This window comes from Sphingopyxis sp. 22461 (assembly GCF_052044915.1).
GTDB lineage: Bacteria > Pseudomonadota > Alphaproteobacteria > Sphingomonadales > Sphingomonadaceae > Sphingopyxis.
The window spans coordinates 433,901-446,593 of sequence record NZ_JBQENY010000003.1 but is presented as its reverse complement, the minus strand read 5'-3'; the positions used below and the strand labels follow the sequence as shown (position 1 = coordinate 446,593).

General features: G+C 66.2%; 13 protein-coding genes and 1 tRNA gene. 9 read left to right on the top strand and 5 right to left on the bottom strand.

Annotated elements, in window-relative coordinates; translation table 11 throughout:
- Positions 1 to 31: 31 nt before the first annotated feature.
- Positions 32 to 108: transfer RNA gene (locus ACTJI5_RS07125), tRNA-Arg, on the bottom strand.
- A 130-nt stretch (positions 109 to 238) separates the two neighbouring features.
- Here ACTJI5_RS07125 and ACTJI5_RS07120 point away from each other — a divergent pair.
- Positions 239 to 1,273 carry a YeiH family protein gene (locus ACTJI5_RS07120; RefSeq protein ID WP_405053438.1) on the top strand — a complete coding sequence of 345 codons (1,035 nt, stop codon included), beginning with the start codon at positions 239 to 241 and terminating at the stop codon, positions 1,271 to 1,273.
- 31 nt (positions 1,274 to 1,304) lie between these two features.
- Here the strand turns inward: ACTJI5_RS07120 and ACTJI5_RS07115 are convergent, their stop codons facing one another.
- Positions 1,305 to 2,072 carry a zinc-ribbon domain-containing protein gene (locus ACTJI5_RS07115; RefSeq protein WP_058539319.1) on the bottom strand — a complete coding sequence of 256 codons (768 nt, stop codon included), beginning with the start codon at positions 2,070 to 2,072 and terminating at the stop codon, positions 1,305 to 1,307.
- Positions 2,073 to 2,231: 159 nt separating this feature from the next.
- On the opposite strand from ACTJI5_RS07115, the gene ftsE reads away from it, so the two are divergent.
- The 4 genes from ftsE to ACTJI5_RS07095 are packed head-to-tail and all read left to right on the top strand — an operon-like array spanning position 2,232 to position 5,122.
- Positions 2,232 to 2,963, top strand: coding sequence for a cell division ATP-binding protein FtsE (gene ftsE / locus ACTJI5_RS07110; protein ID WP_058539318.1), 732 nt, complete (start codon positions 2,232 to 2,234; stop codon positions 2,961 to 2,963).
- 10 nt (positions 2,964 to 2,973) lie between these two features.
- The gene (locus ACTJI5_RS07105) at positions 2,974 to 3,879 is read left to right on the top strand and encodes a cell division protein FtsX (RefSeq protein WP_058539317.1); all 906 of its coding nucleotides are present in this window, start codon (positions 2,974 to 2,976) and stop codon (positions 3,877 to 3,879) included.
- Positions 3,876 to 4,406 (top strand): YdcF family protein, encoded by a 531-nt coding sequence (locus ACTJI5_RS07100; RefSeq protein ID WP_058539316.1) that lies wholly within the window; start codon positions 3,876 to 3,878, stop codon positions 4,404 to 4,406. Before ACTJI5_RS07105 ends, ACTJI5_RS07100 begins: the two co-directional genes overlap by 4 nt.
- Entirely contained in the window at positions 4,403 to 5,122 is a 720-nt protein-coding gene (locus tag ACTJI5_RS07095; protein WP_058539315.1) for a lysophospholipid acyltransferase family protein, read from the top strand. The genes ACTJI5_RS07100 and ACTJI5_RS07095 overlap by 4 nt, the downstream gene beginning before the upstream one ends.
- Positions 5,123 to 5,209: 87 nt before the next feature.
- On the opposite strand, the gene ACTJI5_RS07090 is transcribed toward ACTJI5_RS07095, so the two are convergent.
- Positions 5,210 to 6,115: a prephenate/arogenate dehydrogenase family protein gene (locus ACTJI5_RS07090; RefSeq protein WP_440859839.1), complete on the bottom strand. Its 906-nt coding sequence runs from the start codon at positions 6,113 to 6,115 to the stop codon at positions 5,210 to 5,212.
- Entirely contained in the window at positions 6,112 to 7,227 is a 1,116-nt protein-coding gene (hisC, locus tag ACTJI5_RS07085) for a histidinol-phosphate transaminase (RefSeq protein WP_440859807.1), read from the bottom strand. Before hisC ends, ACTJI5_RS07090 begins: the two co-directional genes overlap by 4 nt.
- Positions 7,228 to 7,306: 79 nt before the next feature.
- On the opposite strand from hisC, the gene metX reads away from it, so the two are divergent.
- From metX to metW, 3 genes are read left to right on the top strand one after another with little or no spacing between them, the layout of a single operon-like run.
- Positions 7,307 to 8,431 carry a homoserine O-acetyltransferase MetX gene (gene metX / locus ACTJI5_RS07080; protein ID WP_440859806.1) on the top strand — a complete coding sequence of 375 codons (1,125 nt, stop codon included), beginning with the start codon at positions 7,307 to 7,309 and terminating at the stop codon, positions 8,429 to 8,431.
- Positions 8,428 to 8,865, top strand: a complete 438-nt coding sequence (locus ACTJI5_RS07075) for a GNAT family N-acetyltransferase (protein ID WP_440859805.1) — start codon at positions 8,428 to 8,430, stop codon at positions 8,863 to 8,865. Before metX ends, ACTJI5_RS07075 begins: the two co-directional genes overlap by 4 nt.
- Positions 8,862 to 9,446 (top strand): methionine biosynthesis protein MetW, encoded by a 585-nt coding sequence (gene metW / locus ACTJI5_RS07070; protein WP_058539310.1) that lies wholly within the window; start codon positions 8,862 to 8,864, stop codon positions 9,444 to 9,446. The genes ACTJI5_RS07075 and metW overlap by 4 nt, the downstream gene beginning before the upstream one ends.
- A 1-nt stretch (position 9,447) precedes the next feature.
- Here the strand turns inward: metW and ACTJI5_RS07065 are convergent, their stop codons facing one another.
- Complete coding sequence (locus tag ACTJI5_RS07065) at positions 9,448 to 10,113, bottom strand: TetR/AcrR family transcriptional regulator (RefSeq protein ID WP_137891631.1); 666 nt, start codon at positions 10,111 to 10,113, stop codon at positions 9,448 to 9,450.
- A 259-nt stretch (positions 10,114 to 10,372) separates the two neighbouring features.
- Here ACTJI5_RS07065 and ACTJI5_RS07060 point away from each other — a divergent pair, with 259 nt between their 5' ends.
- On the top strand, positions 10,373 to 12,670 hold the full coding sequence (locus ACTJI5_RS07060) for a TonB-dependent receptor (RefSeq protein WP_440859838.1): 2,298 nt from the start codon (positions 10,373 to 10,375) through the stop codon (positions 12,668 to 12,670).
- The last annotated feature ends 23 nt before the right edge of the window (positions 12,671 to 12,693 follow it).

Genomic DNA, 12,693 nt, shown 5'->3' with positions numbered 1-12,693 from the left:
ATCTAGTCAAATATTTGAAGTATAAAGGAAATGGCGCACCCGAAGGGATTCGAACCCCTGGCCTCTGCCTTCGGAGGGCAGCGCTCTATCCAGCTGAGCTACGGGTGCTGATAGAGCGCGGCCTCTAGCAAGCCCGCGCCTTGCCAGCAATGGCCTATCGACCGCGGCGCAGCGATGTGCAAAGCGGCGCCATGGACATCGGGGACATCGCGTGACGCCATCCGAACAAAGCTGGCCGATGGCCGCCGATCTTTATGGCGAGATGCAGCTCGAGGCGCATCCGCCCGCGCGGCGCCGCTGGCGCGACTATCTGCCCGGTATCCTCGTCACCGCCATCGCCGCGCTCGCCGCGGCGTGGCTCGCCGACCATTATGCCGCGCCGATCGTGCTGATGGGGCTGCTGATCGGCCTCGCCCTCTCCTTCCTGTCGCAGGACAAGCGCACTCACGCCGGGCTCGATCTGATGTCGCAGACCGCGCTGCGCGTCGGCATCGTGCTCGTCGGTGCGCGGATCACCGCCGAACAGCTCGCCGAGCTTGGGCCGTTGCCCTTCGCGCTGCTTGTCCTGATCATGCTCGCGGTCATCGTCGTCACCGTGGCGAGCGCGCGACTGTTCGCGCAGGACCGGCACGCCGCGCTGCTCGCGGGCGGCGCGACCGCGATCTGCGGCGCGTCGGCGGCGCTCGCGCTCTATTCGCTGATCGGCGACAAGCGCGTCGATCAGGCGCGTTTCACCCTGACCCTCGTCGGGATCACCGTTGCCAGCGCGCTCGCGATGACGCTTTATCCGGTGCTCGCGGCCGAGCTCGGCCTGACCGACGCGCAGGCGGGATTCCTGATCGGCGCGTCGATCCATGACGTCGCGCAGGCGATCGGCGGCGGCTTTTCCTTCTCGCAGCCGGCAGGCGAGGTCGCGACGATCGTCAAGCTGACGCGCGTCGCGCTGCTCGCGCCGATGCTGATGCTCGTCGCGCTCTGGCTCGGCCGCAGCGGCGAAGCGGGCGACAAGAAGCGCATTCCGCTACGCCTGCCGTGGTTCATTCTCGGTTTCCTTGGCGTAGCGGCGCTCAATTCACTGATCGCGATCCCGAAGCAAGCGCAGGATGCGGCCGCGACGGGCGCACAGGCGTTGCTGCTGCTCGCGATCGTCGCCACCGCGATGAAGGCGCGGCTGCACCTGTTGCTCGATCAGGGATGGCGCAGTTTCGCGCCGATCATCGTCGCCACGCTGACCAGCTTCCTGCTCTCGCTCGCCGCCGCGCTCAGCCTGTGACGCCGCGACGTCACCGTAACGATTTCAAATTTCAGCCTTTTGGCAGTGCCCAGCTCACCGTCAGCTGCGTCGCGCGGCGCGGAATATCGAGCTTCGCTTCGCTGAAATTGACCTTTTCATTCGGCGGCAGCATCCGCACCGGCGGCTTGATCGTCCAGCTATAAACGATCGTCCCCTGCGCATCGCGCAGTTCGGCGAGGATCGGCGGCACGCGCTGTTCGCGGTCGGTCGGGTTGATGATCACCCCCGATGCGGCGAAATAGATCGTCCCGTCGGCGAGCTCGCGATGATCCTGGTTCGGCGGCAGTTCGATGACGAGGTCTGGCTCGTCGACCCCGCCCGGCAGGCCGAGGCCCTGCGCCCAGCCCGGCAAACCGAAATACATGAGTCCCGCGGTTGCAGCGAGCATCAGCGCCGCCGCGCTCGCGGCGATGATCGTCCAGCGCTTCGCGGGGTTCCGCCGCGGACGGCGGAACGGCAGGGGCGCATCATCGATCACGGGTGCGGGACGCGGGGCCGGCTCGGCCGTAAAGCTCGGCGGAGCCCGCGCGGGTGCGGGATCGGGTTCGGGAAAATCGGAATAGGTCGCGGCCGGTCGCGGCGCCGTTTCGGGAGCCGCTGCCGGCGCGGGTTCGGGCGCGATCGGAGCGGGCGCCGCGATAGCCCCTACCGGCGTCGCGGCAGGTTCCTGGAACCAGCTATGGCGGCAATTGGCGCAGCGCACGGTACGACCCGTGGGTCCGATCGCCGTATCGGGAACGACATAGCGCGTATGACAGGACGGGCAGGCAAGGATCATCGCCTCCCTCTAAACACGCTGATTCGCGGCGTTGCAAGTGTCGCGTTCCACTCCCGTCTTGTCCTCTGTGGATAGCCGTGCGAGATGCTGGCTGATGAGCGGACCAGCGCCCCTGTTCCTTGACCCGACGCTGGCGCGCCGTCGCGCGCGGGCGATGCTATGACCGACGTCTCTCCGGCGCGGCCCGGCGGCGCGATGGTCGAATTCGACGGCGTCGGCCTGCGCTATGGCCCCGATGCCGAAGTTTTGAGCGACATCAGCTTTAACCTCCAGCCCGGCAGCTTCTATTTTCTCACCGGCGCATCGGGCGCGGGCAAGACCTCGCTGCTCAAGATGCTCTATCTTGCGCAGCGGCCGAGCCGCGGGATCGTCCGCCTGTTCGGCGAGGATCTGGTCGCGATGCCGCGCCACCGCCTGCCGGGCTTTCGCCGCCGGATCGGCGTCGTGTTCCAGGACTTCCGGCTGATCCCGCACCTTTCGGCGCGCGACAATATCGCGCTGCCGCTGCGTATCGCGGGGGTCAGCGAGGAGGATCTGTCGGGTCCGGTCGGCGAAATGCTGAGCTGGATCGGGCTCGGCGACCGCGCCGATGCCCGCCCCGCAACGCTGTCGGGCGGCGAGCAACAGCGCGTCGCGATCGCCCGCGCCGTCATCGCGCGGCCGCAGCTGCTCGTCGCCGACGAACCGACGGGTAACGTCGATCCCGAAATGGCGATGCGCTTGCTGGGATTGTTCGAGGCACTGAACCGCCTCGGCACCACGGTCGTCGTCGCGACGCACGACATCCATCTGATCAGCCGCATCGAGAATGCGCAGATGATGCGGCTCGAAAAAGGGCGCCTGTCCGACCCCACCGGCGCGCTGCGCTATCCGCCGGCAAACAGGGCATGATGGTGGGCCGATGATCATCCCGCGCGTTCCCGTCCAGCATCGCCGCCTGCTCCCCGACCGCCGCCTGTCGGGCCCGACGCCGTGGGTGATCGCGATCCTGATGATGCTGACTTTGCTCGCCGCCGCCGCCGGGGTCGGGCTTGCGCGTTCGGCGAACGCCATCGGCGCCGCGATCGCCGGGCGCGTGACGGTCCAGATCGTCACCGCGAACCCGGTGACGCGCGCCGAGCAGGCCGCCGCGCTCCGCCGGGCGGCCGCCGCGCAGCCCTTCGTCCTCTCGGCGCGCTCGGTCGAGCCCGAAGAATTGCAGGCGACGCTCGGCCAATGGTTCGGCGCCGCCGAGGGCGACGACCCGGTGCTGAAATCGCTCCCTCTTCCGGCGTTGGTCGACATCGACTTTGTCGGCGAGGACCGCACCGGTCCCATGCGCCAGCTGGAAGCATTGGTCGCACGCGAGGCGCCCGGCGCACGGATCATCCCGCACGCCGAATGGCTGGGGCCGGTCGCGCGGCTGATCCGCTCGCTCGCATGGATCGCCGGCGGCATGGTGGTGCTGATGACGCTCGCCAGTGCCGCGGTGGTGATCATGACCGCGCGCGCCGCACTCGCGACGCATTTCCCGACGATCGAGATGCTTCATATGATCGGCGCGACCGACCGCCAGATTACGCGGCTGTTCCAGCGCCGCATCGCGATCGACACCGCTTACGGCATCGCGCTCGGCACCGTCGTCGCCGCCGCGATCCTGCTCTTGATCGGCTTGCAATGGTCGGGGGTCACAGCGGGGCTTGCGGCGACCGCGTCGCTTGGCCCCGCCGGCTGGGCGCTCTTGCTGGCGCTGCCGCTATTGGCTATCGCGCTCGCAGCCCTGACCGCGCGCCAGACCCTGCTCGCGGCGCTCAAGAAGATTCTATGATCAAGCGCCTGATTTCCCTGTTGTTCCTTGCCTGGGTGCTCGGCTTCGCATGGTTCGCGCTGCTGCTGCCGCTGCCCGCCGACGCACAAAAGACCGACGCGATCGTCGTGCTCACGGGCGGCCCGGGACGCATCGACCGCGCGCTCGAACGGCTCGAGGCGGGCGATGCCAAGCGCCTGCTGATCAGCGGCGTCGCGCGCGAGGTGAAGCCGCGCGAACTCGCCGCCGAATATAAGCGCCCGGTCAGCCTGTTCGACTGCTGCATCGCGCTGGGGTTCGAGGCCGAGGATACCCGATCGAACGCGACCGAGGTCGCGACCTGGGTAGAGCGCCGCAAATATAAGAGCATCCGGCTGATCACCACCGACTGGCATATGCGCCGCGCCGAATATGAAATCGGCCGCGCGGTCGGCGACAAGGTGACGATCCTGCCCGATGCGGTACGCAGCCAGCCCAATTTCGCGACGCTGTTTCGCGAATATCACAAATATCTGGCCGGACTGGCGGGCGGGCTGCTCGGCCTGTGAGATACGCCATCGCCCTGTTCCGTTCGATCCTGTTCTGGATCGCCTTTTTCGTGATGAGCAGCATCAGCTCGATCGGCGGGGTGATCGCGCTGCCGATCTCGCACCGTGGCACGATCTTTTTCGTGCGCATCTGGGCGCAGTCGCACCGGCTCTTCTGCCGCTTCCTGCTCGGCCAGACGATCGTCGTCGAGGGCGAGATGCCCGACATCCCCGTCCTCTATGTCTTCAAGCATGAATCGGCGTTCGAAACGGTCGAGCAACCGATGCTGTTCAAGCATCCCGCGGTGTTCGCGAAAGAAGAATTATTCTCGATCCCCGTGTGGGGGCAGGCGGCACGCTTTTACGGCTTGATCCCGGTCGACCGCGACGGCGGCGGCAAGGCGATGCGCGCGATGCTCGGTGCGGCGAAGGCCGCGCTCGCAGCAGGGCGCCCGCTCGTGCTGTTCGCCGAGGGAACACGCGTCCCGCACGGCGCAGCGCCGCCGCTCCGCCCCGGTTTTGCCGGCATGTACCGCCTGCTCGGGGTTGATGTGATCCCCGTCGCGGTGAACAGCGGGCTGGCTTTCCCGCCGCGCCGCTGGGTCAAATGGCCGGGGACGATCACCTACAAGATCGGCGAAACGATCCCCGCCGGCCTGCCGCGCGAAGACGCCGAAGCCCGCGTGCGCGTGGCGATCAATGCGCTGAACCCGCCTGAGGCGTTACTGGAAACTTGACCGTCGCCCCCGCGAAGGCGGGGGCCGCTGGCAACCTTGCGCTACATCGATAGCGGCCCCCGCCTTCGCGGGGGCGACTTGTATTTCCTAGTGCTTCCGCCCGAAATCGGGCGCCGCATCGTCCTGCCCCTGTTCGATGATCGAGCGCCGGATCGCGCGCGTGCGCGTAAACCACTCCTCGAGCTTGTCGGCATCGCCGCGGCGGATCGCCTGCTGGAGCACCGTCAGATCCTCGTTGAAGCGCTGCAAGGTCGCGAGAACGGCATCCTTGTTGGCGAGGAAGACATCGCGCCACATCACCGGGTCGCTCGCCGCGATGCGCGTAAAATCACGAAAGCCGCCCGCCGAATATTTGATCACTTCGCTCTCGGTGACCTCTTCGAGTTCGCTCGCCGTGCCGACGATCGTATAAGCGATGAGGTGCGGCAGATGGCTGGTTACCGCGAGCACCATGTCGTGATGCGCGGCGTCCATGATATCGACCTTGGCGCCCAATGCCTGCCAGAAGGACGTCACTGCCGTCACGGCGTCTTCGGACGCACCCGCACCCGGCGTGACGATGCACCAGCGGCCATCGAACAAGGACGAAAAACCCGCTGCCGGACCGCTATTCTCGGTCCCCGCGACCGGATGCGCCGGGATGACGGCATGACCCGGCAGCGCCTTCGCCAGCGCCTCGGCAACCCCCGCCTTTGACGAGCCGACGTCGGAAATGATCGCATCGGCCTTCAGGCCCGGCGCGATCGCAACCGCCGCATCGGCCATCCGGCCCACCGGCACCGCCAGAATCACGAGGTCGGCGTCGGCCACCGCGGCGATCGGGTCATCGGCAATCGTATCGCAAAGGCCGAGTTCGCGCGCAATCTCGCGCACCTCGGCGCTGGCGTCATGGCCGGTCACCGCCACCTGCGGCAACCGCTCCTTGATCGCGCGCGCGATCGATGAGCCGATCAGGCCCAGCCCGACGATGGCGACGCGATCGATCGTCATCAGCCGTTCAGCGCGGCGCGGATCGCCGCCGCGAGCCCGCGCGTCTCGTCTTCGGTGCCGATCGTCATGCGCAGCGCATTCGGCAGCCCCTGCCCCGGCAGCCAGCGGACGATATAGCCCGCGTCCATCAGCCGGTTATAGACGGTCTCGGCGCTCACATCGCCTTCGAACAGCACGAGGAGGAAATTGCACGCCGACGGCACGACGCGAATGCCATGGTTGCCGAGGCTCTCGAGTTCGCCCGCCAGCCAGGCGCGCCATTCGGCATTATGTTCGCGGCTGTGCGCGACGAATTCCTCGTCGCCGAGCGCCGCGACCGCCGCCGCCTGCCCCGCGCGCGTGACGTTGAATGGCAGGCGGATGCGGTGCAGCGCCGAAATCACCTCGGCGGCCGCATAGCCCCAGCCGATGCGCTCGGCGGCGAGCCCGTGGATCTTCGAGAAGGTGCGCGTGACGAACACATTGGGCTGCGTCTTCGCAAGCTCGAGCCCGCCGTCATCCTCGGCGTCGGACAGATATTCCGAATAGGCCTGATCGATCACGAACAGCACATTCTTCGGCAGTCCGGCATAGAGCCGCGCGACCTCGTCGCGCGTCGCGAGCGTGCCCGTGGGATTGTTCGGATTGGCGAGATAGACGACGCGGGTCTTGTCGGTGACCGCGGCGAGCAGCGCGTCGACGTCGGTCGCATAATCCCTGTCGTCGGCCTCGACCGGCACCGCGCCAACGCGGCGCGCCGCGATTTCATAGACCGCGAAACCGTAGCGGACGTATAATATCTCGTCGCCGACGCCGGCATAAGTGCCCGCCGCGAGGTGGAGCAATTCGTCGGATCCGTTGCCGCAGATGATCCGCGCCGGATCGAGTCCGAACTTCGCCGCGATCGTCTCACGCAGCACGGCCGAGCCCGGATCGGGATAGCGCGACAGCGCATCGGGCGCCGCCTGCGCCGCTGCGAAGGCCGCGCGCGCCTTTTCCCCGGTGCCGAGCGGATTCTCGTTCGCAGAGAGCTTGATCAGCGGACGGCCGTCGGCGCCCGCCGACTTGCCGGGAACATAAGGGGCAATGCCGCTGATCCACGGCTTGGGCTGAAGGCTTTGGGGCGCGTCGGTCATGCCGCGCCGTTTAACGGCTATGCTGCGCGAGTCCAGTACGTTGACAGGGTGCGTGCGCCCGCTTAGCCCCGCGCGAACCATGGCGAGCCTGCTCCACGATATCCAGCATCATAGCGTGACGATCGCGGCGCCGCTGCCGCTCGACAGCGGACAGGTGCTGGGCTCGGTGACGATCGCCTATCAAAGCTATGGCGCGCTGAACGCCGACAAGTCGAATGCGGTGCTGATCTGCCACGCACTCACCGGCGACCAATATGTCGCGAGCGACCATCCGGCGACGGGCAAACCCGGCTGGTGGGCGCGCATGGTCGGGCCGGGCAAGCCGATCGACACCGACCGGTTCCACGTCATCTGCGCCAATGTGCTCGGCAGCTGCATGGGGACGAGCGGCCCCGCCTCGCCCGATGCGGCGACCGGCGCCCCGCTCGGCATGGCGTTCCCCGTCATCACGATCACCGACATGGTGCGTGCGCAGGCGATGCTGCTCGACCATCTCGGCATTTCGCGGCTTCATGCCGTCGTTGGCGGGTCGATGGGCGGCATGCAGACGCTCGCCTGGGCCGCAACTTATCCCGAACGCCTCGCCTCGGCGCTCGTCATCGCCAGCGCGGCGCGCCATTCGGCGCAGAATATCGCGTTCCACGAGGTCGGCCGGCAGGCGATCATGGCCGATCCCGACTGGCAGGACGGCCAATATTACGGCAGCGCGCGCGCGCCGACCAAGGGTCTCGCGGTCGCGCGCATGGCGGCGCATATCACCTATCTGTCCGAAGAGGGACTGACCGAGAAGTTCGGCCGCCGCCTGCAGGCGCGCGACATCAAGAGCTTCGGCTTCGATGCCGATTTCCAGGTCGAATCGTACCTCAGGCACCAGGGGCTGGCCTTCACCGACCGCTTCGATGCCAACGCCTATCTCTATATCACGCGCGCGATGGACTATTTCGATCTCGCCGACCCGCACGACGGGCGGCTTGCGGGTGCCTTCGCCGCCGCAAAAGACGTGCGCTTCACGCTCGTCAGCTTCGACACCGACTGGCTCTATCCGACCTCCGAATCGCGCCGCGTCGTGCAGGCGCTGCAAAGCGTCGGCGCCGCGGCGAGCTTCGTCGAGCTGTCGGCACCCTTCGGCCACGACAGCTTTCTCCTCGACGTCCCGGCGCTCGACCGTCTTGTCGCAGGATCCCTGCTGACAGGTCTGGCATGAGTGAAATCTATCGCCTGTCCTTCGACCCGTCCGACATGCAGGTGGGCGCGATCCACGCCTTTCTGACGCAGAGCTATTGGGCCGAGAATATTTCGCCCGCGACCGTCGAACGCGCCCTCGCGGGGTCGCTGTGCGTCGGTATCTTCGCGCCGGGCGGCGAGCAGGTCGGCTTTGCCCGCGTCGTCACCGATCGCGCGACCTTTGCCTATCTGGCCGACGTCTATGTCCTCGCGGCGCATCGCGGACACGGCCTCGCTGCGCGCATGGTGACGGCGCTGCACGATCATCCCGACCTGCAAGGGCTGCGGCGGTGGATGCTCGCGACCAGCGATGCCCACGGGCTCTATGCCGCACTCGGCTGGACTCCGATCGACGACGCCAAGCCGTTCATGCAAAGGCACTTCCCCAACGTCTACAGGCAGGCCGGACGATGAAACTGCGCCCCGATCTGGCGATCATTGCCGATGCCGTTCCCCGGGCGTCGCGCGTGCTCGACGTCGGCTGCGGCGACGGCGAATTGATGGCGGCGCTCCAGAGCAAGGGGGTCGATACGCGCGGGCTCGAAATCGATCCCGACAATGTCACCGCCGCGATCGCGCGCGGCCAGTCGGTCGTACAGGGCGACGCCAACCGCGACCTTGCCGACTATCCCGACGACGCTTTCGACTATGCGATCCTCTCGCAAACGCTGCAGACGACCGAGCGCCCCGACCGGGTGGTCGACGAACTGCTGCGCATCGCGCCGCGCGCCTTCGTCAGCTTCCCCAATTTCGCGCATTGGCGCGTCCGGCTTGCCTTGCTGTGGAACGGGCGGATGCCGGTGACGCGGCTTCTGCCCGTCGCCTGGTACGAAACGCCGAACATCCACCATGTCACGGTCAGCGATTTTCGCGACCTCGTCCGCGCGAAGGGCATCAAGGTCGAGCGCGTCTGGCACCTGTCGGGCGACAGGCCGGCAAGCGACGCCGCCGCCAGCTGGCGCGCCGAACATGCGATCTTCCTGATTTCGCGCTAAATCAATCCTGCTTCTTCAGCCCGTTCGCGAGCAGGTCGTTGGCGATCCGCGCGATCTCCGAAATGTCGCTCTCGGTGTCCCACAATCCGTAGCGCATGCCCAGAAACACGTTCATCCCGCCGATCGCCCACGCGTGGATCTCGCTGACGTCATCGCGGATTTCACCGCGCGCCGCACCGCCCTCAAGCCGCTGGCGGACGCGCGCGACGGTCGTTTCATAGTGGCGGCGATAACTCGCATAATCGACGAACTCGGCCTCGTCGATGATGCGGTAGATCTCCTTGTTCGCGCGCACGAAGCCGAGGTAGGATTCGAGCCCGATGCGCTCGGCGCTGATCTCGTCGGGCGCCGCCTGGACGATCGGCGTGACATGGTCGCGTAGCCGTTCGCTCATATAGCGGACGAGCGCCTGGAAGATTTCCTCTTTCGAATCGAAATAGGTGTAGAAACTGCCGAGCGCGGTTCCGGCGCGGCGCGTGATCGCGCTGATCGACGCTTCGTGGAACCCGCGTTCGCCGAATTCGATCGCCGCCGCGTCGAGCAGCTTGCGCAGCGTCCGCCGCCCGCGCTCGGTGCGCGGCGTCTTGTCGCGCGCGTCGCCCGCGCCCCGTTCGGTTTCGGCCTGCCCCGTTTCGGCCCGTCCCGTTTCGCTCTGCGGCTGATCCATGACTGCCTTTCCGTCTCCCCTCCGTCCGGCTCCCCTGCATCGTGGCATTTCCGCACCACTAGCAAGCAAAAAGCGACAGAGTCATATTCCAAGTTGAAACTTGGTTCATGTTTCACTATTGGATGCGGCGCGGCTTGGCAAGCACCAGCCCAAGAAAAGCAAACAGGGTGGCGAGGGGTCACCCGCCACATGGGAGAGTCATATGCGTCCTTTCGCCCGCCCGCTGCGTCGTGCCATCCTTGCCACCAGCGCGCTTTCCATGATCGTCTTTGCTCCCGCGGCTTTCGCGCAGGAAGCGGGCGCGACCGACGCCGGCGATAACGAGATTATCGTGACGGCACGCCGCCGCGACGAACGCCTGATCGACGTTCCTGTCGCGATCACCGCTTTTTCGGGCGAGGCACTGGCAAAGGCCGGGGCGCTCGACATCACCGACGTTGCCCAGACGACCCCGAACACCACGCTCGAAGTTTCGCGCGGCACCAATTCGACGCTCAGCGCATTCATCCGCGGCGTCGGCCAGCAGGATCCGGTGTCGGGTTTCGAACAGGGCGTCGGCATCTATCTCGACGACGTCTACCTCAACCGCCCGCAAGCCGCGGTGCTCGATATCTATGACGTCGAACGCATCGAAATCCTGCGCGGGCCGCAAGGCACGCTCTATGGCCGCAACACGATCGGCGGCGCGGTCAAATATGTGACCAAGCAGCTGCCGGAGGAATTCTCGCTCAAGATCAAGGGCACGCTCGGCACCTACGACCAGGCAGACCTCGTCGTGACCGCAAGCGCACCGATCGGCGACCTCTTGCGCGTCGGCGGCTCGGTCGCGCGCCTGTCGCGCGGCGGTTTCGGCGACAATCTCACCACCGGCCGCGAAAATTACAACAAGGACGTCTGGGCAGGCCGCGGCACGGTCGAGCTCGGCGGTTATGGCGCGCCGGTGCTGATCCGCATTTCGGGCGATTACAGCAAAGACAAGAGCGATCCGCGCGGCGGCCATCGCCTGATCCCGTCGCTGCTGACCAACGCCCCCGTGCTTGATGATGTGTTCGATAGCCGCGGCGGTCTCAACGATCCGAAACAGGAGATCGAGGCATATGGTCTGGCGATGAATGTCACTGCCGAACTCAGCGACACGGTCACGATCCGGTCGATCAGCGCCTGGCGCAAGGACACGTCGGCGACCCCGATCGACTTCGACGCGCTTCCCGGCGTCGACATCGACGTTCCCGGCTTCTATTTCAACGAGCAGATCAGCCAGGAATTCCAGCTGCTCTACGAAGGCGACAAGCTGAAGGGTCTGCTCGGCTTTTATTATCTCGATGCGACCGCCGACACGTTGTTCGACGTCCGCATCTTCAACAACCTCGCGGGCCTCACCGCCTTTACCGAGGCCGATGTCGACACCCAGACCTTCGCGGTGTTCGGCGACTTCACCTATGATTTCAACGACAAGCTCAGCCTGTCGGTCGGCGGCCGTTACACGTGGGACGAACGCGAAGCGTCGATCCTGCGGCAGAATTATCTTGGCGGCGGTTCGCCGGTGTTCGGCGGCGCGGGCGTCGCGTTCGGCGCGCCGGGCACCAATTTCAACGGCAAGCGCGACTTCAAGAAATTCACCCCGCGCGCGTCGCTCTCGTTCAAGCCAACCCCCGATCATAATTTCTACGCGAGCTATTCGCAGGGTTTCAAGGGCGGCGGGTTCGATCCGCGCGGCGTCGGCGTCAACGCGCCGGGCGCCATCCCGGGCCGGCCGACCGACGCGGAAATCGCTTCCTTCCTGAGCTTCCGCCCCGAAAAGGTCGAAAGCTACGAGGTCGGCTACAAGGGCAGCCTGATGGACGGCGCGGTCAATGTCGCGCTCGCCGCCTTCTATGCCGATTACACCGACGTCCAGATCCCGGGATCGGTCGCCTGCACCGTCAGCGGCCTGCCGAGCTTCTGCGGCGTCGTCTCGAACGCCGGTAAGGCGACCTTCAAGGGTGTCGAATTCGAGGGCCGCGCGCGGCTTGGCGAGGATCTGGCGACCGCAGGCGACCGGCTGACGCTGTCGACCGCGCTCGGCTTTATCCAGGCCGATTATAAGGAATATATCTCGAACATCCTCGTCGGCGGGGTCAACACGCCGACCGATGTTTCGGATTTCCGCGAGGTGCAGAACACCCCGAAATGGACCGCGAGCGGCACCCTCGCTTACTCGACCCCGATCGGCGACGGCGATTTGAGCTTCGGCACGACCTTGTCGTACCGCAGCAAAACCTATCAGTTCGAAATCCCGAACCCCTATATCGACCAGAAAGGGTTCGCTTTGTGGGATGCCAGCCTCGTCTACACCGCGCCCGACGACCGCTGGAGCCTCGGCGTGTTCGGCAAGAATCTGACGAACAAGGAATATAAGACCTCGGGCTATACGTTCGTGAACGTCAACCCGGTCACCGGCGCGATCATTCCGGGCGCGAACGGCTTGCCGACGTCGGCGCTCGGCCGCGAAGGCACGCTGACCGCCTTCTACGGCAATCCGCGCCAGGTCTTCGTGACCGGCACCGTCAAATTCTGATCATCGGATAAGGGGGAGAAAGG